Here is a 22175-nt window from a genome sequence, read left to right on the forward strand (position 1 = left end):
ACATTCACCGCACAGGGTGAACGTGCCTGGTTCATATCATTACAAATAAGCGTTCTCGTGCTTTGCTTTCAATCGATTCCAACGGCGCTCGACTTCGACCTCGAACGATTTGAGAGAGCCCTCATATTCCGGCTTCGTCATATGCTTCGTTTTCCCCATCGTTTTCAGCCAATCGGCAAGTGGAATCTTCTTGTTCTTATCCTCAGGGTTGTAAGTGAGGGTCGTTATCCCATGCTCGACTTCATACAGCGGGAAGAAACAGGAATCTACCGCAGCGCCGACAATGTTCGATCCCTCTTGATCATCGGACAACCAGTTGAGCGGGCAGGCAATCAGAATCTTGCCGTACACCAATCCTTCATTCTGGGCGTACCACTGCGCTTTCGCCGCCTTTTTCACGAGATCCTGCGGGTAGGCCTCAGATCCGGTAAAGACATATGGAATATGCGTGGCCGCCATAATTTGCGCAGTATCCTTATGGTGGAACACTTTACCGCCTTGATGTTTCCCGACATTCGAAGTCGACGTCCGATGGCCCATCGGCGTAGAATAGGACAGCTGAGCGCCGGTATTCATGTATCCCTCGTTATCATACTCGAGGATAATCATTTTATGGTTGCGCAGTGCAGCGCCAATGGCCGGCCCCATGCCGATATCCATCCCGCCGTCGCCTGTAATCATGACGAAAGTGAAGTCGTCCTTCAAGCCCAGATGATCGAGCTCTCCGCGCCGTTTGCGCTCCCAGAACATCTCAACAACCCCTGACAGCGTTGCGGCACCGTTCTGGAACAGGTTATGGATATATGTCGCCTTATGGGCTGAGTACGGATAGCCCGTCGTAACGACCATCGCACAGCCGGTATGGAAGATCGATACAATATCGCCTTCTATGCCTTTGAAAAACAGCTCCAAGCCCGAGAAAATGCCGCAGCCCGGACATGCACCGTGACCCGGAGCGATACGCTTCGGCTTTTTGGTCAGTGCACGCAGCGGCGGGATGCGAACGTTCAGCTTGCCTGAGGTCTCATCCGGCGTCACCGTAATGAGTCCCGTCTTCAAGTCCTCATACTTCATCGGCGTCAGTACCCTCTTCGGCGCTTTGGCCGGGTCGCCCGGCGTGTGACCGTAGTAATCGAAGGGCACTTCCACCTTGCCGCTTTGTACAGCGTCAATGGCAAATTGGAACAGATTATGCCCGTCTTCGGCATAAAAGTCCTTGCCGCCTAAGCCGTAGATGCGGCTTATCACAAGCGTATCTCTGTTCCCGTGGGTGAACAGCGCCGCTTTAATTTCATTGACCATATTGCCTCCATGGCCGCCGTACGAATCCGCGCGATCGCCTACGGTGATCGCCTTCACGTTTTGCAAAGCATCCGCAATCTGCTTGGCGGGGAAAGGACGGATCATATTCGGTGCGATGGATCCCGCTTTAATGCCCTTCTCGCGGAGCTGGTCGACGACGTCTTTGATGATTTCGGAGGCCGAATTCATCAGGAACACCGCGACTTCCGCATCCTCCATCCGATACAGCTCCAGAATCGGATAGTCACGCCCGGTTAATTCGGCATATTCCTGCCGAATGCGGTCATATACGCCTTCGGCGTTGTACATCGCCATAGACTGCTGGTAACAGTTATTAATGTAATCCGGTTCATTCATATAAGGACCGACCGTGATCGGGTTGTTTCGATCCAAAGTATCCGGGAAGCCTTTCGGCTGCTCGCCGATAAAAGCGTGGACATCATCTCGATGTGCAAACGTTTGCACTCTGCGCTTCTGGTGGGACGTGAAATACCCGTCCGAAGCAACCAATACCGGCAAGCGCACCGCCGGATCTTCCGCCAGTTTCAACGCGATAATGTTCATATCGTAGACGGATTGGGGATCACGGCACATTACAATGGGCCATCCCGTATTTAAGGCATAATACAAATCCGAGTGATCCCCGTGAATGTTCAAGGGACCTGAAACGGACCGGCATACCAGGTTCATTACCATTGGGAAACGTGTACCGGATTGTACCGGCATTTGTTCCAACATATACAAATAACCGTTGGCGCTTGTCGCGTTAAATACGCGGCCGCCAGCAGTTGAAGCTCCATAGCATATACCTGCAGATCCGTGCTCGCCGTCAGCCGGGATGAGCACAATATCATGTTGTCCGTTGGACTTCATAAGATCTAGGAATTGGGCTACTTCCGTGGATGGAGAAATCGGGAAATATCCCATGACATGATAATTAATTTGATGAGCTGCATAAGCAGCCATCTCGTTGCCTGATTCGTATACAATGCGTTGCTCTACCTTGGCCTGCCCTAATTCCTTCTTAATATCAATGGACATACGAGTAGTTCCACCCTTCTCCCATAAATACTCTCTAAGAGTTTGCAGCTAGATTGAAGCGATGTGGCATACGGTGATTATCGGCATAACCGTCTACTTCCCGCTCATCTGTGAGCGCTTCGGTCGGACAAGCCTGTACACATTTGAGGCAGCCTTTGCAGTATTGATAGTCAATGCCCTGCAGAAACATTTGCGGACGTCCTTTTTTGTCCGGGAGCTCATCCCACACAAAGCAGAAATCCGGGCAAACATTATCACAAGAAGCACAGTGAATACATTTATCTTCATGGAAATGCGGCATCATCCCCGCACGGGAAATACTTAAATCCTTCAGAATACTGTTGCCTGGATTTGAAATAACTCCACCGATCGTTTGTGTCTCGTACCCGAGCACAGGCGTATCGAAGCGGACGAAATCAGGCATGGTCTCCCCTTCTGGAAGCGCATACGACTGGAATTGTACCTCGTTATACCCGCGGTCGAACGTCCGTAAGGCAGGTGCAACAGCCAGAGGATATTTCTTCTCCAACGATTTGCGAATTACGCCTCTCATGACATCCGGATCAAGGAAATCACATAACCGGAACAGCGCGCCAAGCATCGCCATGTTAACGCGGTTCTTCTCCTCCAGCGATATGCCGATCGCATCAATCACGGCGATCGTGCCTCCTCTGAGCTTCATCTTTTCCTTGAGCTCATCAGGCGTTTTGGTTGAATTTACTAATACGGTACTATCCTCATAGATGCCACTGATAACGTTTACAGTTTTGGAAAGCGATTCATGAAAAACACCAACAACATGCGGTCGTTCAACGGGTGATGTATCCCGTATTTGCGTATCCATGTCACAAAACCGGATATGTGCTTTCACTGCCGATCCTTTCTTCTCAGAACCATAAGAAGAAAAACTAACTCCGTTTAATCCAACCCCGACAACTCCTGCTTCCGCCAGCATCTTGCCTGCCAGATTGGCGCCGAGACCGCCGATGGATTCCAGCCTTATCTCGAAAAATCCGAGATCGTTCAATTTAGGTAAAGTTACCATGCAAGGTCTCCTTTCAAAAATGAACTGCATAAAGAATGAATAGTATGAATAGTAAATCTACTATCATTGTAACAAGAAATCGCTGGTAATCAACCTTTTTTTAACCCGGAGCCACTTACAGCAAATAATCGATGATAAGGCCGCACTTCCCCAAATAGAAGCTTGTTGTCGCTTCTTTATCCGCTTCATCTTCATGACAGCCCTTTTCAGCCTCTTCGCACTCTTCACATACGTTGACAAAATCATCGTCAATCGGATTAAAGACAACACCGCAAACATGTGAGCACGCCCTCATCCTCATCTCTCCTCGTTTTCAAATCCCGCGAATTTGTAAACGCTTGCATTCAATGTATCTCCTATTATACAGCCGTTTATAGCGATAACACCATAAGTCTTTATCAAATCTTTAGCATTCAAAATAAGCCCTTTCTCTTGATTAGGTCTATTTCTGTGAGATAATGTAGAAATAACAAAGATAATGTCGGACATTTGGAAAGGATGGCACTATTTTGCTCCATTCAATCATTTCCCATGAACTGCATGGACTCTTCTACCTCTTCAGTGCTGCATTAATCCATCTGGTTCTTACCCCTATATTCATTTACAAAAAGCATCAGCGAAATCTATTATTTGGGCTTCTCCTCGTCATCTTAATGAATGTTTACTGGCATTTTGAAGAGATCGACCCTCTCATCTATTCGCTCCACTTGCTACCGCTATCATTGACGGCGATCATTATATTTGCCGGATTTATACCTGCTGCGATGACATGGATCTGTTTTAATATAGGCTGCTTCCTTGTTTTGAATTATTATTGGCAACCGGCATTGCTTAGCAGTGCGTTTATCTTAGTTGGCAGTTATTTTGTTAGACATAAAACCAATCAGATGAAGCTTAAAATCAAGTTATGTTATGCAGCAGGTTTGCTTAGCATATACGAAATATTGTATGCGCTGCTTGCGACTCATACCCAAACTTACTTCTCTCTGTATGTTTTATACACCATTTTGTTTACTTTTATTTCACTCTTGGTATTGATCATAGTCATCTTCCATGTAATGAGGCACGAATTTATTAGGGAGCGGCTCGTCGCCTTAGAAAAGGATCGCATGGTCGGCCAACTGGCAGCCACGATCTCTCATGAGATTCGAAATCCGTTAACTTCAATCCGTGGTTTTCTGCAGCTTTTAGATCAGAAAGAACTTTCTATGTATGATCAGAAGCGGTATATTGAACTGGCGCTATCCGGCGTTGATCAGGCGAACACCATCATCAATGATTATTTGAACTATGCCAAACCGTCAACAGGACTGCAGGAACAATTGGATATCAAAAAGGAATTAGAAGCAACGCTTCGATTCATCTCTCCTTATGCGTCAGACCATCAGGTCGTGATCGAAATCACTCACGATAACGAGATCCCTCTCTACATCCTTGGAGAATCCAAAAAACTCCGGCAGTGCTTGATGAATTTGGTTAAGAATGCGATCGAATCCATGCCAAACGGCGGTCTCATTTCCATGCGAACCTGCAAACTGCCGGGTGCCGTCCAGATTTTGATTACCGATACAGGCGTTGGAATGACAAAAGAGCAAATAGATTCGCTCGGGATGCCGTTCTTTACAACCAAAGAACAAGGAACCGGGCTTGGACTTGTCGTCGTCATGAGCATTATCAAAATGATGAACGGAACCATTTCTTTCAGCAGCTCCTTGAATCAAGGCACGGAATGCTCCATCCTGTTTCAACAAAAATAGGTACCAAGACCCTCCATTAACATGGAAGATGATCTGTGTTATTCTGTTATGACAAGCATTCATCATGACACGTGAAGGAGGGCTTTGCCATGCATTCAGATTTCATTCAGATCAAATCGCTGGAAGGCGACTTGAAAATGTCTCATAAAAAAAAGGACTACGGTCTGACGGTCACGACCAAAGAACTGATCTTTCACAAACCGCACGTGAATTATTATTTCAAACTTGACCAGATCATCTCTATTGTTCCCTATGATAATTCGACGCTCAAAACCATTACATTCGTCAACGCCCGGTCTTCTAACCAAGAATCCACCCATCTGGCTCCTGGCTCAGAACACTTCCGCATTTATGTACAAGGCGCTACGGTTCATAACCGCAGTGGTTTGTTTGAAATTGGGCCCATTGATGTCATTCTCCCTATTTATCCAATTATGATGAAAGCTATATCAGAATGCCTGCAGCGTACGGGGCTGACTGTCTTCTAATACGTCAAAAAAGCAAAAGCTGAGAACATTTCTTTCTCGCCTTTGCTTTTTTTGTTTGTATGGCTAGGATAGCTGTTCCTTTTCGATAATAAAAGCGAGTAATCGTGCGCAGCTCTCTTCCACCATCTCGTAAACTTCTTGAAAATTCCCGGTATAATACGGGTCAGGTACATCTTTATTCGTACGCCCAGGCGCAAAATCCAACAACTTATGAATGGAAGCCCGCTTCTCGCCAGCAACCGGTGCCGGAGCAAATCCAGCCAAATTACGGACATTGCTCTCATCCATCGCCACGATGTATGTAAACTGCACGAAATCATCCGATGTGACTTGTCTCGCTTGCATTCCCTTGTAATCAATCTGATTTTTATCCAAAATGTCTCTTGTTCCTTGATGCGGCGGATGCCCGATGTGCCAGTCCCCGGTGCCAGCTGAATCAATAGCTATGACATGAGCAAGCCCCGCCTGCTTGACCTGGTGCCGAAACAACGCTTCCGCCATGGGGGAGCGGCAAATATTTCCTAAACAAACGAATAAGACCTGGATCATACTTCACCAAATACGAGCTTTTTCTCACGCATTGTTAACGCTCTGGCGGGGATATCGAGTACAATTTTACCTTCAGATATTCCCCAAATGCGTGTTGCAAATCGCTCCGCTAATTCTACCTTATGCAGGGTCGCGATTACGCTCATATTCCTATCTTTGCATAATGATTTCAAATCCTGAAGAATATATTCCGTCGATTTCGGGTCCAGTCCTGATACCGGTTCATCGGCAACCAGCACTTTAGGTCCTAAAATCAAAGCTTTGGCAATCGCTACACGCTGCTGCTCGCCGCCGCTAAGCTGACCTACCTTCTTGTCTCCTTTATCGAGCAGGCCCACTTTTTCCAAATAGTCCATGCTGTCCACATGTTCATCTCGGGATGTCAGGCCTGTTAATACTCGCAAGGGCGTTTGGAAAACTCTCCCCATCATCACATTTTTGACAGCGCTTTTATTTCGGTTCAGCGCAGGTTTTTCTTCAAGGAAAGCGAAATCCTTGCCTAGTTTGAAACGCTCCCACGGGCCCGGCTTTGAGATATCGTTGGAATGATAGATGAGTTGGCCGCTTGTCCACTTTTCTTGATGACTGATGCAGCGCAGTAAGGTTGTTTTGCCGCTCCCGCTGCTTCCAATGACGGCGATAAACTCGCCCTCATCCACTTGAAAGCTGATTTGAGAAAGCACTTGATTGTCCGGCGGATATACTTTACTTAGATTGCGTACGGTCAGCATGACATCCCCTCCTTCATGAATCCAATTGTTGATTTTGGAAAAAATCGCCCTCACATCAAGCTGGAGCCTGATTAGACGGCGATTCTCCATTCCCCGCAGGAAGTCATCTTAGTCACAAGATGTCGGCGCTTCAGCAGTTCCTGCTTCTACATTGATTTTGTCGGAGATTGTATCACGGACGACCGACATCACAAGCTGCAACAAATAATTGATATCGTCTTGTGTTTGTTTGAATTCACTTACAATCGGAATGCCATCCAGTTCATCTTGCAGAACTTCGATTTCATTCTCAATTTTTTGAACCATTTTCTCATTTTTGAATGTCTGGAATGCGACGATTTCTTTTTGCTTCTTTTTAATCGAACTAATCAACACCTGAATATCAGGGTTATTTGCAATTTGCTTCTCGGCCTTTTGATAAAATTGCACTTCATTCGAAGTCGTCAACAAATTGGCCAGTTCCTTGGCTTTATCCAAAATATCTTCACGAACGATCATTTCCGTATTCGTAAACTCCTCCACTTTGAAAGCATGAGGCTGGTTATCGTTATGTTGATGATCACATTGGGACATTCTCATACACACTCCTATCTATATTAACAACGACTTAAATGGACAATTTCATAGGTTTCGGGACGATTTCACCCTTCAAGATCCAGGTTTGCGCATGCGTCACTTTAACGTCTATCATTTGTCCGATTAGCTCTTTAGAGCCGGTAAAATGAATCAACTTATTCGTACGCGTACGTCCAGCAAGTACATCGGCATTATTTTTACTTTCGCCTTCAACCAGTACTTCAACTGTTTCCCCCAGCAGCTTCTCGTTGCTTGCTTTACTGTGAGCATTCACAAGCTCATTCAAGCGATACAAACGCTGTTTCTTCACTTCCATCGGAACATTATCTTCCATACCGGCAGCAGGCGTTCCTTCTCGCGGCGAATAAATAAACGTAAACGCGAAATCAAAACCTACTTCCTCATAGAGCGACATTGTTTCGTCGAACTGCTCGTCTGTCTCGCCAGGAAAACCGACAATAATATCCGTCGTTAGTACGACATCAGGCATCGTTGCTTTAATCTTGCGGGCAAGCTGCAAATAATGATCTCTGGAATACTTCCTGCTCATCCGTTTCAAAACTTCTGTATTGCCCGATTGAACCGGAAGATGGATATGTTCGACCAGATTGCCTCCTTGACCTAACACTTCAATCAAGTCGTCATCAAAATCGCGTGGATGCGAAGTTGTAAACCGAACTCTCGGTACATCGATTTTACGAATGTCATCCATCAAATTAGCGAAAGAATACGTAATATCTTCAAAGTCTTTGCCGTAGGCATTGACGTTTTGTCCAAGCAGCGTAATTTCCTGGAATCCTTGACGAGCCAGATCTCTTACTTCGGCAAGCACATCCTGCGGTCTCCGGCTTCTCTCTTTGCCGCGTGTATAAGGAACGATACAGTACGTGCAGAACTTATCGCATCCGAACATAATGTTCACCCAAGCACGGATTCCTTCCCGTTTCTTTGGTAAATTTTCAACGATGTCGCCTTCTTTGGACCATACTTCAACGACCATTTCTTTGTTATAAAAAGCATCCTTCAATAATGCCGGCAGACGATGAATATTATGTGTTCCAAAAATCAAATCAACAAAAGCATGCTTCTGCATGATCCGGTTCACAACCGCTTCTTCCTGCGACATACAACCGCATACGCCAAGAACAAGGCCTGGCTTCTGCGCTTTGAGTGCCTTCAGATGGCCAAGCTCGCCGAACACTTTGTCCTCAGCATTCTCACGGATGGCGCAAGTGTTCAGCAATATAACATCTGCTTGATACTTATCCTCCGTTGTCTGATAGCCCATCTGTTCAAGCAAGCCTCTCATAACTTCTGTATCATGCTCATTCATCTGGCATCCGTAAGTGCGAATCAAATAATATTTATCTTTGCCGAACCCCTGCATGTCCTCAGGGATATGAAAGTCATAGTGAACGGCGATTTCTTCTTTTCCGCGCTTCTTAGCATCTGTCAGTGAAGGAGGCTGAAAATATTGGGAATAATCCTTGTCGGATTTCACTTGGTTAGCCACTTTCGTTCCTCCTACGAGTTTGCGTTGGTAAAACTTACGTAATACACAAATAATTACGCAACTTTAATTATAACATCACATGCCTATTCAGATCAAAAGGAAATTGGCATAACGGTGAAAATGACGCTGTCTTCGCTATTCGAGGATCTCGGCCATATCGCCTGTTTTTACGCCGGCCGCATTTCCTTCATCCGTGTCGATGTGCATATCCAAAGCAAATTGCTCGGATACACGGGCAATCACGTCTTCAAAAATCAAAGGCCTTTCGCCATTCACTTTGACGCGCAGCAGCTGTTTATCTTGAATGCCCCATTTCTCTGCATCTGAAGTATGAAAATGAATATGTCTAGCGGCGACGATCACACCTTGTTCCAAGTCAACTTCGCCTGCAGGACCTACGACACGGAGACCGGGTGTTTGATCGATATGACCGGATTCACGCACAGGAGGGTTAACGCCTAAAGAGAAAGCGTCGGTCCGTGATACTTCTATTTGCGTAAAAGGACGTGCCGGTCCCAAAATCCTTACTTTTTCAATCTTATTTTTCGGTCCGACAATCGTTACAGTTTCTTGGGCTGCAAATTGCCCAGGTTGCGAAAGATCTTTGAAATGCTTTAGTTCATAGCCTTGTCCGAATAATATTTCAATATGAGCCGGTGAAAGATGAATATGTCTAGCAGAGACTCCAACGGGAACTGTTTTCATTATGTATCATCCTTTAAAAGAGTATAGTTGTCAGTATTGCCGCCCAGCAAAAAGGGCATACGGAGTATCTCCATATGCCCTCAACGTACAACGATTATTTGAATTCAGTGAGCATTTTGTTGAAGTCTGCTTCTGAAATTTGAAGATTTTGTTTCGATAGTCCTTCTTTTGCGAAGCTAGGAATAGAATCTTCATAACTCTTTTTATCTTTGTTTTGGTAAATGATGCCTGTCAACATGGAGTTAGTTTCCATGATCTTGGTCATTGCCATTACGCGATTCGTGTAGTCGTAATCAGGAATTTCATCAAGATCTACGATGTTTTCTTTGAACCAGTCATACGTGTTCACTTTATTGAAAGTTACGCATGGGCTGAAAACGTTGATCAAGGAGAATCCTTTGTGGTTCAGACCAGCTTCGATAACAGCTGTTAACTGTTTCAAGTTGCTGGAGAAAGATTGTGCTACGAAAGTTGCACCTGCAGCCATAGCTACTTCTAACGGAGAAATAGCGGACTCGATTGTTCCAAGCGGCGTGCTTTTCGTTTTGAAGCCTTCCGCACTACGTGGGGATGCTTGACCTTTTGTCAAACCGTAGATTTGGTTATCCATAACGATGTAAGTTACATCGATGTTACGGCGAATTGCGTGTACCGTGTGACCCATACCGATTGCGAAACCGTCTCCGTCACCGCCGGAAGCGATAACTGTCAAGTCGCGGTTAGCCATTTTCACACCTTGTGCGATAGGCAACGATCTGCCGTGAATACCATGGAAGCCATAAGCATTGATATAACCGGAGATACGTCCGGAACAACCGATACCCGATACGATTGCCAAACCTTCAGGCTCTAAACCAACATTAGCCGCTGCGCGTTGAATAGCTGCTTGTACGGAGAAGTCTCCGCATCCTGGACACCAATTCGGCTTTACATTGTTACGAAAGTCTTTTAATGTTGCCATGCTAAAGTCAACTCCTTACATTTTTGTTCGATCTCTGCTGGAAGGAACGGATTACCGTTGTATTTCAAAACGTTTTTAATTTTATCTGCATGACCAACATGCAGTTTAATTTGATCTGCTAATTGTCCAGTTGCGTTGTTTTCAACAACGATAACTGATTTTGCTTTTTCAACAAGCGGTCTCAGCTGTTCAGCCGGGAATGGGTGGATCAAACGAACCGTCGCGTGATTTGTTTTGATGCCATCTTGTTCAACGCGGCGTCTTGCTTCGTCAATTGTACCGCCAGTGGAGCCCATGCCGATAATCAGAAGATCCGGGTTCTCATGCGGAGCATCTGCTTTGATGGCGTCAGTCACTTGAATGTGTTTCAACTTCTCTAGACGTTTATCCATCATTCTTTGACGATTTTCCGTGCTCTCGGACGGACGGCCTGTTTGGTCATGCTCTACCCCTGTTACGTGGTGAAGACCATGTTTCACGCCTGGAATTACACGAGGTGAAATGCCGTTCTCTGTGAATTCATAGCGTTTGAACAATTGGTTTGCTTCTTGTTCAGGAGCTTCAGTTACCAATGCTCCGCGGTCGATCACGATGCGGTTGTAATCCAGCATTTCAGCGGATTGTTTACCCAAGGAAAGCTGAAGATCCGTCATCAGAATGACTGGACATTGGTATTTCTCAGCCAAGTTGAAAGCTTCGATTGTATCGTAGAAGCACTCTTCAATTGTGCTAGGAGACAATACGATTTTCGGAATTTCACCGTGCGTACCGTATACCATTGCGTTCAAATCGGATTGCTCTTGTTTCGTTGGAAGACCTGTACTTGGACCACCGCGCTGTGTATCAACGATAACAACCGGTGTTTCTGTCATACCAGCCAAACCAATAGCTTCCATCATCAAGGACAGACCAGGACCAGCAGATGCTGTCAGGGCACGCGCACCAGCGTAGTTAGCGCCAATGGCCATTGTGCAAGCTGCGATCTCATCTTCCGTTTGGATAACCGTACCGCCGAATTTAGGAAGCGCTTTGATCAAGTATTCCATTACCTCGGAAGCTGGTGTAATCGGATAGGCAGGCATGAAACGGCAGCCGGCAGCTACAGCTCCAAGAGCGATTGCATCGTTACCGATCATGAACAATTTTTGCTTGCCGTCAGCCGGCTCTAATTGGAAGTCAGCGATAGGACCGCCTGCCAATTCCAGAACGGATTCAGCACCTTTGCGAACAGCTTCAACGTTTTTCTCAACGACAGCCGCGCCTTTACGTCCGAACTCTTCTTCTACAGCTTTATTAAACACATCAAGCGGCAAACCGAGCAGCGCCCAAGATGCACCTGATGCGGCCATGTTCTTAAATAGGGATGTTCCTAGTTCTTCTGCAATTGCAGTAATCGGAACCGGAAACAGACGTGCTTTAATTCCTTCAGGTAATACAGGGTTAAATTTGGCATCTGCAACGATTACACCGTTGTCACGAAGCTCGTGAGCATTGAAATCGATACTCTCCTGGTCAAATGCTACCAGAATGTCCAAATCATCTGAAATTGCGCGAATCGGTTTGGTGCTGATGCGAATCTTGTTATTTGTATGTCCCCCCTTAATCCGTGAAGAGAAATGACGGTACCCATACAAATAGTAACCGAGACGGTTCAATGCAGTAGAGAAGATACGGTCAGTACTTTCGACCCCTTCACCCTGTTGACCTCCGATTTTCCAAGATAACTGACTAATCACCGTACGTCCACTCCTTTTGATTGTAGCTGCTCGAAGACATTAAAAGCTAATTTGTTAGTAAAAAAAGATAATGCAATAAAAAAAATCTTTCACTTGTCAACCAAATTCTATGCCTTTACGGAGTAAAATGCAAGGGGTACAAACAAATCTAACAGATAGAGTTTTTAGATCGAACCTATATCAATATTAGATTGATTCGCAATTTTCATTTCGGCAGGTTTGCCAGCATGAAATTACGCCAATTTCCGAACAAAAACGCTTCAACTTGCGCTTCCCTATAGCTCTTGCAAAGTGCTTCGATAAGGTTTTCATATTGTCCGGCATGTCTCAGCCCTTTGACCCATTGTTCAATGCCGTCAAAATCAGATCCGAAACCAATATGTCTCTCTCCCCCCAATGAGCAAACGTGATCAATATGGTTAAGCAGGGACTGGATTGGAACAACCGGATTCACGCTCTCGACAAAGTAAGGAACAAACGTAATGCCCATAAGTCCCTGACATTGAATGATAGCTTTCACTTGGTCGTCTGATAAATTTCTTGGATGGGGACATATTTTCTGCGCATTCGAATGGGAAGCAATAAAAGGTTTCTGATAGATCTCGACCAATTCCCAGAATGCCGCCTGCGATAAGTGTGACACATCTGCTATTATACCCATAGTTTCGAATTCTCTTAACATCAGTTTCCCTTTTCTTGTGAACCCCCCTTTTCTAGGCTCCATAACACCGTCAGCGGCCCAATTCGCGTAGTTCCAAGTTAGTCCTATACTCCGTACCCCGAGGTGGTACAGGATTCGCAAATGAGTTAGATTGCCTGCTAACGCATCCACACCTTCAAGAGTCAGAATAGCGCCTACTTGTTCTCCCGCTTCTACGTCGTGCCAATCCTTCACATTTTGAATAAAATGCATCCCGGGATGACCAACGATTTTGCGGTGAAAAATATCAACCATCTGCAGGATTTGCTCGAATGTGGGCTGCTGGATCGTGTCCGATAAGTAGATGGCAAAACATTGCACCTTAATTCCCGCCTGCCGTAGCCTCGGATAACTGACATCCAATTCCTGATCTTCCTTGCCAAAATCGAGTTTAGGGTTTGCATATAGTTTCGTCAGCGCATCACAGTGACCATCCATGATTTTCATCCCTTTAGCCTCCTCATCTATCGCTAAACAAGACAAAAACCTCTTGCACAGAGGTTTTTGGCAAAGAATAAAAAACCTGTCTACAAGGTAAACAGGCTGCATGCATTATGTATGGTACCGCTGATTACCTCGGCTCTACAATGAGTTTAATGGCCGTCCGATCTTCCCCGTCAATCACGATATCTGTGAAGGCTGGTACACAAATTAAGTCAACTCCGCTGGGCGCCACAAATCCTCTTGCGATCGCTACTGCTTTGATGGCTTGGTTTAGGGCGCCTGCACCGATGGCTTGGAGCTCAGCCGCCCCGCGCTCGCGCAAAACACCTGCCAATGCACCTGCAACGGAGTTTGGGTTGGATTTTGCTGAAACTTTTAATACATCCATGAATAGTACCTCCTCGGGAATGATGGATAGTTCCATTAACCATCATATTCTCGAGGCTGCCTAAACATGACTTACCGCTAATAATCAATTATTCGCAATTTTCTGAATCCATTGACTAATCCATGAAAACTTGATCTTCATCGTAACGAATGAGCTGTATTCCTTTCGCCAGACCCGTTTGATCGTCCAGTTCAATCACGACCGCATGGAAATGCCATTTCCCTTCATCGGTCACAAATCGAACAGGCAGCTGTGTTTTAAACTTCTGCAGCACGGCATTTCGCTCCACGCCCAGTATGCCATCGCGAGGGCCTACCATCCCTACATCCGTTACATAAGCCGTACCTTGCGGCAATACACGATTGTCATTGGTTTGCACATGGGTATGCGTGCCGACTACAGCAGACACTTTCCCATCTAGATGCCAACCCATAGCAATTTTCTCGGAAGTCGCTTCCGCATGGAAATCGACAAAAACAAATTTATGTTTCTTTTTATCGGCTTCAAGAATCTCATCGACTTTCCGAAACGGACAATCGATTGGCGGCAAGAATGTGCGTCCTTGTAAATTAATGATGAGCAGCTCTTGATCCTTGACCTTAATGACCGTATGTCCCCTTCCCGGTGTTCCGGGTGGAAAGTTGGCCGGCCGCACCATTTTCTCGTCCCGGTCAATAAAATCAAAGATTTCTTTCTGATCCCATGTATGATTGCCCATTGTAAGCGCCTGAATGCCCATCTCATAGATTTCTTTCGCAATGGCTGCAGTTATACCCTTGCCTGCAGCCGCGTTCTCCCCATTGGCAATGAAGACGGCGTGAGGATGCAGTTGCTTTAATCGAGGCATGGTGTTTTTCAACGCTTTTCGTCCGACAGATCCAACAATATCTCCAATAAATACAATTTTCATAACAAATAGATAGCTCCTTTATAAACATAGATACGTGGATGGATATGCGCCAGCGGCAGCTTCCCTCCTGAAAATAAGGAAAAGTGGCTGTATCAGCCACTTTTCGCATTGGTTACTCTTATTTAGCGTATTCAACTGCTCGTGTTTCACGAATGACCGTAACCTTAATATGTCCTGGATAATCGAGTTCACCCTCGATTTTTTTGGTAATATCGCGGGCCAGACGGAATGCTTCGGTATCATCCACTTTCTCCGGTTGAACCATTACGCGTACTTCACGGCCTGCTTGAATGGCGTATGATTTCTCAACACCTTCAAAAGATTCCGATATTTCTTCGAGCTTTTCCAAACGCTTAATATAGGTTTCGAGCGTTTCCCTGCGTGCTCCAGGTCTAGCCGCGGATAAGGCATCTGCTGCTCCGACTAACATCGCGATAACTGACGTTGCCTCCACATCGCCATGATGCGAAGCAATACTGTTAATGACGACTGGATGCTCTTTGTACTTCTTACCTATCTCAACACCGATTTCGACATGAGATCCTTCAACCTCGTGGTCAAGCGCCTTACCGATGTCATGAAGCAGCCCGGCACGTTTCGCCAAAGTTACGTCTACCCCGAGCTCCCCGGCCATCAGTCCAGCCAGATAAGCTACCTCCATGGAATGCTTCAACACGTTCTGACCATAACTTGTTCTAAATTTCAGTCGACCTAAAATCTTAATCAAGTCAGGATGCAATCCGTGAACGCCCACCTCGAACGTGGCTTGCTCCCCATATTCGCGGATACGCTCGTCCACTTCTTTACGGGATTTCTCAACCATCTCTTCGATGCGTGCAGGATGAATTCTTCCATCGGCAACAAGCTTCTCTAAAGAGGTACGAGCAATTTCACGTCTGATTGGATCAAATCCAGATAAAATAACGGCTTCCGGCGTATCATCAATAATAAGATCAATACCCGTTAATGTTTCCAGTGCACGGATATTGCGTCCCTCACGACCGATGATGCGGCCTTTCATCTCTTCATTTGGCAATGAAACAACAGAAACGGTCGTTTCAGCAACATGATCTGCGGCGCAACGCTGAATGGCGAGCGTGATGATTTCACGTGCTTTCTTATCGCCGTCTTCTTTGGCCTGTGTTTCAATTTCTTTAATAAGCTGTGCGGTTTCGTGACGTACTTCCTGTTCTACATTAGTAAGAATAATGCTCTTCGCTTCTTCCATAGTAAGACCTGAGATACGCTCTAACTCCGAAACTTGGCTTTTATAAAGCTGATCAATTTGATTTTGGGTATCCTCGATCCGCTTCTCTTTGTTGGCAACTTGCTCTTCTTTACGCTCGAGAGATTCTAATTTTTTATCCAGCGATTCCTCTTTTTGCAACAATCGTCTTTCTTGTCGTTGAATTTCATTTCGACGCTCACGAATGTCTTTTTCAGCTTCGGACCTAAGCTTATGCACTTCGTCCTTTGCTTCCAGAACCGTTTCCTTTTTCAGTGCTTCTGCTTCTTTCTTAGCAGCTTCTCTAATCTGCTCAGCGGCTGTTTCAGCACTGGAAATTTTCGCTTCTGCAAGAGATTTACGGATAAAATAACCAATCCCTAAGCATGCAGCTCCAACAATGAGAATGATCGCGATCCAGATGAAAGTCATCATCTTGTTCACCTCCTCGTTGGTTTCTCCAAGGTGTTAGCCTGGGATTCCGTTCGGTTTTTTAATCCGATTTTTAATTGTTTGACTAGTCATACATACCCTAAGATAAAAAAGAGTATGGCTTTTAAATGAATGCGCACTGTGCGTTAGAGGCACTATAGTGCTAATAATCCATAATCAACAGTGTAAAAATTGGCGGTTTTTACATCTGTCCTCTCAAAATCAATGAAATAAGTATGATTTTGAATACATTATGAAAATATACACTGTTATTTTATCTTTTGTCGAAGAAGCTTGTCAAGCGATGTTCCATGAGAACATCATCTTGATCTGCCAATTGTCACCAAAAAGGTTAATAGCATCAACTAATTTCAGCAACTATTTAACGTCATTAATAATCAAAAGACTCGTCTAGTATCTCAAATTCATCCTCGCTTGACTCACTGCTTAATTGTCCTAGCACCTTATTAACGACAGTTCCTGTGTATCCTCTACGCATCAGAAACGCAGCTGTTTTTCTTTTCTTATCGAATGTTTCGCCGGAAGTTTGCTTCCATTTCGTTTGGGCAAGCTTCATGGCCCCTGCTAATTCATCCTCCGGATTAATGTTCTCCATCGCATGTTTAACCAGCTCTTTGTGGATGCCTTTTTGCTGAAGCTCTTGACGCACAAGATTACGGCCTTTTTTTTGAGAAATGATACGGCTGTCCGTCCACATCTTCGCAAATTCCTCATCATTGAGGTAATTCTGCGAGGCTAATTTCTCTATGACCCAATCGATAACTGGCGGTTCATAGCCCGTTTCTTTGAGCTTGCGTTTCAACTCGCTGGATGAATGCGGACGTCGGCCGATCACGCGCAAAGCCTTCATGTAGGCGCTATTCTGCTCTTCATCTTGAATTATGCGTTCTATTTCTTCATGATTTACGATTTCCCCTTTTGATAAACGATGCTTAATCAAAATGTCTTCATGAACGGAAAAAGCGTATTCTTCATTCAAAAATATATTATAGCGGTGTTTGCCCCGCTTCTGCTTCTCCACCTTCGTGATTATGGACGGCTGTTGTTCTTCCTGTTCCAACCTCTCAGCTCCTTTTAATAAATGAAAGCACCTTAACCCGAGGTTTAAGGTGCTTTCATGGTATGATCTTGTCGAACTTTAGTCGATAGCCTCTTCCAACTCTTCATCTTCATCGTCAATATTTGGCCCAACTGCGACAATCAAGTTGCTGTTCTCACGAATTTTTTGCTCGATTGTTTCGGTGATTGCTTTGTTATCTTTCAAAAATTGCTTCGCATTCTCACGACCTTGACCTAGGCGTTCGCCTTCATAGGAATACCATGCTCCGCTTTTATTAACGATATCCATCTCTGTCCCGATATCAATAATACTGCCTTCACGTGAAATCCCTTCGCCGTACATAATATCCACTTCCGCTTGTTTGAACGGAGGCGCTACTTTATTCTTAACGACCTTAATTCTCGTGCGGTTACCCACCATGTCATTGCCTTGCTTGATTGTTTCAATGCGTCGAACATCCAGTCGAACAGAAGAGTAGAATTTCAGCGCACGGCCACCGGGAGTTGTCTCCGGGTTACCGAACATTACGCCAACTTTCTCACGCAGTTGGTTAATGAAAATCGCAATAACCTTCGATTTGTTGATCGCACCGGAAAGCTTACGAAGTGCTTGCGACATAAGACGGGCTTGCAGACCCACATGGGAATCCCCCATCTCGCCCTCAATCTCTGCTTTAGGCACGAGAGCCGCGACGGAGTCGATAACGATAATGTCTACGGCGCCGCTTCTTACAAGCGCTTCTGCGATCTCTAGAGCTTGCTCGCCCGTATCCGGCTGGGAAAGCAACAACTCATCTATGTTAATGCCGAGCTTACTTGCATAAGAAGGATCCAAAGCGTGCTCTGCATCGATAAATGCAGCCTGTCCGCCAACCTTTTGGACTTCAGCGATAGCATGTAAAGCTACTGTTGTTTTACCTGAGGATTCAGGTCCGTATACTTCAATAATTCTTCCGCGTGGGAATCCACCTATGCCAAGTGCAATATCAAGGGCTAGTGCTCCGCTTGAAATCGTTTCAACTTGCATATGAGTCGATTCACCAAGCTTCATGATGGAGCCTTTACCGAATTGTTTCTCAATTTGTCGTAATGCATTATCAAGTGCTGCGCGACGGTCTGTCAAAACACTCACTTCCTTCTATCATTATAGGTATATGATAACTTGTTTCGGGGTGTTTGCCAAGTATTTTTTCGAACATACATTCGACTTTTTCGCGAACAAACAAAAAACCGTAACAAAGTTATCGCTTTGCTACGGTTCTTCCGTTAACACTTCTTTAATTATATGCGAACTCTATATTTCTTTCAACTGTTTCCATAAATGATAGAGCGCACTCTTCGCTGACCTGTGTTTAATAGACTCCCGGTTTCCGGAAAGCTGCAAGGCAATCACTTCGGTATCTCCATTCTTTTGTGCAAAACCTATGTAAACCAGCCCCACCGGCTTGCCTTCGGAAGTGCCTGGACCGGCTACTCCCGTAACGGAGATGCCAAAGTCGCTTCCGGCCTCCGTCACCAAGTTTTTCGCTAAAATGGCCGCCGTTTCACTGCTCACCGCTCCTGGAGCTTCTTCGCCTTCCAGCACCTCCATAGGAACTCCGAGCAGCTTATGCTTTAGCGCATTCGAATAGCAAATAATTCCGCCAAGAAAAGAGTTCGAACTTCCCGGAATCGAAGTAATTAAATCACTAAGCAAGCCCCCTGTGCAGCTTTCAGCGACAGCCAGAGTCAACTTGCGCTCATCTAACATTTTCAGCACGATCGTTTCAATCGGAACATCTTGGTCTGCATAAATATGCTGACCTAAGCGATTTCTAATCTCCTGCTCGGTTGCGAATAGTTTGCTCTCGCCTTCTTCGATGGAGTGCGCACGCGTCGTTAAGCGAATCGTCACTTCGCCTTCTTTGGCATAAGGAGCAATGGTTGGATCGGACTGGGCTTGTATCAAATCAAGCAGTTGATGCTCTAAATTGGATTCGCCGATGCCGGCAAATTTGAGCATTTTGGAATACAGCGGAACTTCATCTTGCATAACCGTACGCAGCCAAGGAACCGCATACTTCGTGAACATGGGCTTCATTTCTTTCGGAGGTCCCGGAAGCAGGATGAAATGCGTCCCCTCATAGGTGAGGGCAACGCCAACTGCAAGCCCTGTTTCGTTATGCAACGGATCGCTGCCTTCAAGCATTAGCGCTTGGCGTCTGTTGCTTTCAACCATATGGATTCCGCGTGAATGGAACATTTCTGTGATTGCTTGCATGGATGGCTCATGAATGACCAGCTGACGGCCTGTATACGCCGCTAGGACATCTTTGGTCAGGTCATCTTGGGTTGGGCCAAGCCCGCCTGTACAAATGACGACATCCGCCCTGGAAGCGGCTAATTTGAGGCTTTCTAATAATCTCTGTTCATTATCGCCGACTACCGTCTGGAAATACATGTCTACGCCAATCGCAGCACATTCCCTGGAAAGGAATTGCGCGTTCGTATTTACAATTTGGCCAAGCAAGAGCTCTGTTCCAACAGCAATAATTTCTGCTTTCATCCAAGCTTCCTCCTCAAAATAGAAAAAAACCAATAGGTTGCCCTATTGTGTCTTTTCTGAAAAATCTATGACATGCTTATTCTTAACAAAATACTCGATTCCTGAGTAGACCGTAATAATGGCCGCTGCCCAACTTGCAATGACATCAAAGGGAATGTGCAAAAACGTAAACGGAAAATTATTGATAAGCAGAGCAATGATGGCTGTGATCTGAGCTGCCGTCTTCGCTTTCCCCCATTTGCTAGCGGCCATCACTGTACCTTCCAAAAGAGCAATTTGGCGAAGACCTGTAACTGCCCACTCTCTGCTGATAATGACAATGACAATCCAAGCATCTACTTTATCCATTTCCACTAATGAAACGAGCACAGCCGTAACAAGCAGCTTGTCCGCCAAAGGATCAAGCAGCTTGCCCAAATTAGTTACAAGATTGCGCTTTCTGGCAATATAACCGTCTAAACTATCCGTGCTCGCTGCAATAATGAAGATCAAAGCAGCAATAATTTGATTATACGTAATGCTAAATTCCTCAATCCGTATATGAGGGAATTTGACCTTAATCAACAAAAAAAACATGATGATCGGTACTAGTAAAATCCTCGCAACGGTGATGCGGTTGGCCAGGTTCATGCAATTACCTCCCCGGATAAGTCAAACTCATAGGAGTGGGTAATGCGCACTTTAGCAAGCTCGCCGATCGTCAGCTTACCGTTCGATACGAATACTTCGCCATCGATTTCCGGAGCATCGAATTGAGAACGCCCGATGTATACATCGCTTCTGCCATCGTAACGCTCGATTAACACGTCGATTTCTTGACCGATACGGCGCCCGCCGCGGATATTCGAAATTTCACGTTGAATTTCCATAATCGCATTCGCACGGTACTCTTTCACATCGTCAGGGACTTGATTCGGCAGACGAGCTGCCGGCGTATCGTCTTCTTTGGAATAGGCGAACACACCGAGACGATCAAACTGCACATCGCGAACAAACTGTTTCAAATTCTCGAAATCCTCTTCCGTTTCGCCAGGGAAGCCGACAATCAGTGAAGTACGCAGCGCAACATCCGGGATCGATTCACGAATTTTGCGAACCAGCTCGCGAGTATCCTTTTGACGTCCAGGTCTGCGCATGCGCTTAAGAATCGAATCTTCGCTGTGTTGAAGCGGCATGTCGATGTACTTGCATACTTTTGGATTCGTCGCCATCACTTCAATCAGCTCATCGCTAAAGAAACCAGGGTAAGCATAGTGCAGACGCACCCATTCAATGCCTTCTACCTCGCTCACTTTATTGAGAAGTGTAGGCAGCATGAAGCTATCATAAAGATCGGTTCCATAATTAGTAGAATCCTGCGCGATCAAGCTAATCTCTTTAACGCCTTGGGAAGCCAAGTTGGCCACTTCCGCTACAATGGACTCCATGCTTCTGCTCTTAAAGCTCCCCCGCATGATCGGAATGCTGCAAAATGTACACGCATTATCACAGCCTTCGGCAATCTTCACATACGCCGTGTATCTAGGAGTAGTAACGAGCCTTGGCAGGTCCGCATCATAATTAAATACCGGATTCCCGACGAGAACCGGTCTTTTTCCGCGAAGAGCTTCATCTACGATGTGATTGATTTTATCAAAATCTCCCGTTCCCACGATTCCGTCAATCTCCGGCATTTCGTCCAGCAGCTGCTTCTTGTAACGTTGTGTTAAGCAGCCTGAAACGATAAGTGCCTTCAGATTCGCTGTTTCTTTCAGTTCTGCCATATCCAAAATTGTATTCACGGATTCTTCTTTCGCCGCATCAATGAACCCGCAAGTGTTCACGATAATGACAGTGGCTTCTTCCTTGCTGTCTACAAGTTGAAAACCACGCCCATGTATTAATCCTGCCATAATCTCGGAATCGACCATATTCTTTTCGCATCCGAGGGTTACTACTTTAACCTTTTCTGTCATGAAAGAAACAACCTCCAATAGTCCTAAAAACGCTCCCTACAAGTATAATACAAGCCCTATAGGGTGTCAAAATGTAAAAACCCCCTAGATAC

General features: G+C 45.5%; 22 protein-coding genes. 2 read left to right on the forward strand and 20 right to left on the reverse strand.

Features of this window, described 5'->3' with window-relative positions:
* Positions 1-39 precede the first annotated feature (39 nt).
* The 4 genes from GC097_RS24405 to GC097_RS24420 form a co-directional block, all read right to left on the reverse strand.
* On the reverse strand, positions 40-2343 hold the full coding sequence (locus GC097_RS24405; RefSeq protein WP_171685912.1) for a thiamine pyrophosphate-dependent enzyme: 2304 nt from the start codon (positions 2341-2343) through the stop codon (positions 40-42).
* 34 nt (positions 2344-2377) lie between these two features.
* Positions 2378-3388 (reverse strand): 2-oxoacid:acceptor oxidoreductase family protein, encoded by a 1011-nt coding sequence (locus GC097_RS24410; RefSeq protein ID WP_171685913.1) that lies wholly within the window; start codon positions 3386-3388, stop codon positions 2378-2380.
* A gap of 115 nt (positions 3389-3503) precedes the next feature.
* Positions 3504-3683, reverse strand: coding sequence for a hypothetical protein (locus GC097_RS24415; RefSeq protein ID WP_171685914.1), 180 nt, complete (start codon positions 3681-3683; stop codon positions 3504-3506).
* 2 nt (positions 3684-3685) lie between these two features.
* Positions 3686-3877 (reverse strand): hypothetical protein, encoded by a 192-nt coding sequence (locus GC097_RS24420; protein WP_171685915.1) that lies wholly within the window; start codon positions 3875-3877, stop codon positions 3686-3688.
* 218 nt (positions 3878-4095) lie between these two features.
* Here GC097_RS24420 and GC097_RS24425 point away from each other — a divergent pair, with 218 nt between their 5' ends.
* Together GC097_RS24425 and GC097_RS24430 are read left to right on the forward strand one after the other, a co-directional pair.
* Positions 4096-5145 carry an ATP-binding protein gene (locus tag GC097_RS24425; protein WP_171685916.1) on the forward strand — a complete coding sequence of 350 codons (1050 nt, stop codon included), beginning with the start codon at positions 4096-4098 and terminating at the stop codon, positions 5143-5145.
* 89 nt (positions 5146-5234) lie between these two features.
* Positions 5235-5633 (forward strand): hypothetical protein, encoded by a 399-nt coding sequence (locus tag GC097_RS24430; RefSeq protein WP_171685917.1) that lies wholly within the window; start codon positions 5235-5237, stop codon positions 5631-5633.
* 63 nt (positions 5634-5696) lie between these two features.
* Here GC097_RS24430 and GC097_RS24435 read toward each other — a convergent pair whose 3' ends face one another.
* The 16 genes from GC097_RS24435 to rimO all read right to left on the reverse strand — a co-directional run bounded on the left by GC097_RS24435 (position 5697) and on the right by rimO (position 22083).
* Positions 5697-6182, reverse strand: a complete 486-nt coding sequence (locus GC097_RS24435; protein WP_171685918.1) for a low molecular weight protein-tyrosine-phosphatase — start codon at positions 6180-6182, stop codon at positions 5697-5699.
* Complete coding sequence (locus GC097_RS24440) at positions 6179-6913, reverse strand: phosphonate ABC transporter ATP-binding protein (RefSeq protein WP_171685919.1); 735 nt, start codon at positions 6911-6913, stop codon at positions 6179-6181. The genes GC097_RS24435 and GC097_RS24440 overlap by 4 nt, the downstream gene beginning before the upstream one ends.
* 108 nt (positions 6914-7021) lie before the next feature.
* Complete coding sequence (locus tag GC097_RS24445) at positions 7022-7486, reverse strand: YlbF/YmcA family competence regulator (RefSeq protein WP_171685920.1); 465 nt, start codon at positions 7484-7486, stop codon at positions 7022-7024.
* Between the two features lie 34 nt (positions 7487-7520).
* On the reverse strand, positions 7521-8990 hold the full coding sequence (gene miaB, locus GC097_RS24450) for a tRNA (N6-isopentenyl adenosine(37)-C2)-methylthiotransferase MiaB (protein WP_376768427.1): 1470 nt from the start codon (positions 8988-8990) through the stop codon (positions 7521-7523).
* Positions 8991-9137: 147 nt separating this feature from the next.
* The gene (gene pduL / locus GC097_RS24455; protein WP_171685922.1) at positions 9138-9707 is read right to left on the reverse strand and encodes a phosphate propanoyltransferase; all 570 of its coding nucleotides are present in this window, start codon (positions 9705-9707) and stop codon (positions 9138-9140) included.
* Between the two features lie 94 nt (positions 9708-9801).
* Positions 9802-10668 (reverse strand): 2-oxoacid:ferredoxin oxidoreductase subunit beta, encoded by an 867-nt coding sequence (locus tag GC097_RS24460; RefSeq protein WP_171685923.1) that lies wholly within the window; start codon positions 10666-10668, stop codon positions 9802-9804.
* Positions 10656-12404, reverse strand: a complete 1749-nt coding sequence (locus tag GC097_RS24465; RefSeq protein ID WP_171685924.1) for a 2-oxoacid:acceptor oxidoreductase subunit alpha — start codon at positions 12402-12404, stop codon at positions 10656-10658. The genes GC097_RS24460 and GC097_RS24465 overlap by 13 nt, the downstream gene beginning before the upstream one ends.
* A 205-nt stretch (positions 12405-12609) precedes the next feature.
* Complete coding sequence (locus GC097_RS24470) at positions 12610-13551, reverse strand: dipeptidase (RefSeq protein ID WP_171685925.1); 942 nt, start codon at positions 13549-13551, stop codon at positions 12610-12612.
* Positions 13552-13675: 124 nt separating this feature from the next.
* Positions 13676-13936: a stage V sporulation protein S gene (locus GC097_RS24475; RefSeq protein ID WP_028558349.1), complete on the reverse strand. Its 261-nt coding sequence runs from the start codon at positions 13934-13936 to the stop codon at positions 13676-13678.
* A 115-nt stretch (positions 13937-14051) separates the two neighbouring features.
* Positions 14052-14846, reverse strand: coding sequence for a TIGR00282 family metallophosphoesterase (locus GC097_RS24480; RefSeq protein ID WP_171685926.1), 795 nt, complete (start codon positions 14844-14846; stop codon positions 14052-14054).
* A gap of 118 nt (positions 14847-14964) precedes the next feature.
* Positions 14965-16506, reverse strand: coding sequence for a ribonuclease Y (gene rny / locus GC097_RS24485; RefSeq protein WP_171685927.1), 1542 nt, complete (start codon positions 16504-16506; stop codon positions 14965-14967).
* Positions 16507-16894: 388 nt separating this feature from the next.
* Positions 16895-17584, reverse strand: a complete 690-nt coding sequence (locus GC097_RS24490; RefSeq protein WP_171685928.1) for a regulatory protein RecX — start codon at positions 17582-17584, stop codon at positions 16895-16897.
* A gap of 78 nt (positions 17585-17662) precedes the next feature.
* Positions 17663-18706 (reverse strand): recombinase RecA, encoded by a 1044-nt coding sequence (recA, locus tag GC097_RS24495; protein WP_171685929.1) that lies wholly within the window; start codon positions 18704-18706, stop codon positions 17663-17665.
* 171 nt (positions 18707-18877) lie between these two features.
* Entirely contained in the window at positions 18878-20128 is a 1251-nt protein-coding gene (locus GC097_RS24500) for a competence/damage-inducible protein A (protein WP_171685930.1), read from the reverse strand.
* A gap of 42 nt (positions 20129-20170) precedes the next feature.
* A complete protein-coding gene (pgsA, locus tag GC097_RS24505; protein WP_171685931.1) occupies positions 20171-20758 on the reverse strand; it encodes a CDP-diacylglycerol--glycerol-3-phosphate 3-phosphatidyltransferase in 588 nt (195 codons plus the stop codon).
* Positions 20755-22083, reverse strand: coding sequence for a 30S ribosomal protein S12 methylthiotransferase RimO (rimO, locus tag GC097_RS24510; RefSeq protein WP_171685932.1), 1329 nt, complete (start codon positions 22081-22083; stop codon positions 20755-20757). Before rimO ends, pgsA begins: the two co-directional genes overlap by 4 nt.
* Positions 22084-22175: the final 92 nt, after the last annotated feature.

The sequence above is a fragment of the Paenibacillus planticolens genome (genome assembly GCF_013141725.1).
In the GTDB taxonomy this organism is placed as follows: Bacteria; Bacillota; Bacilli; order Paenibacillales; family NBRC-103111; genus Paenibacillus_E; species Paenibacillus_E planticolens.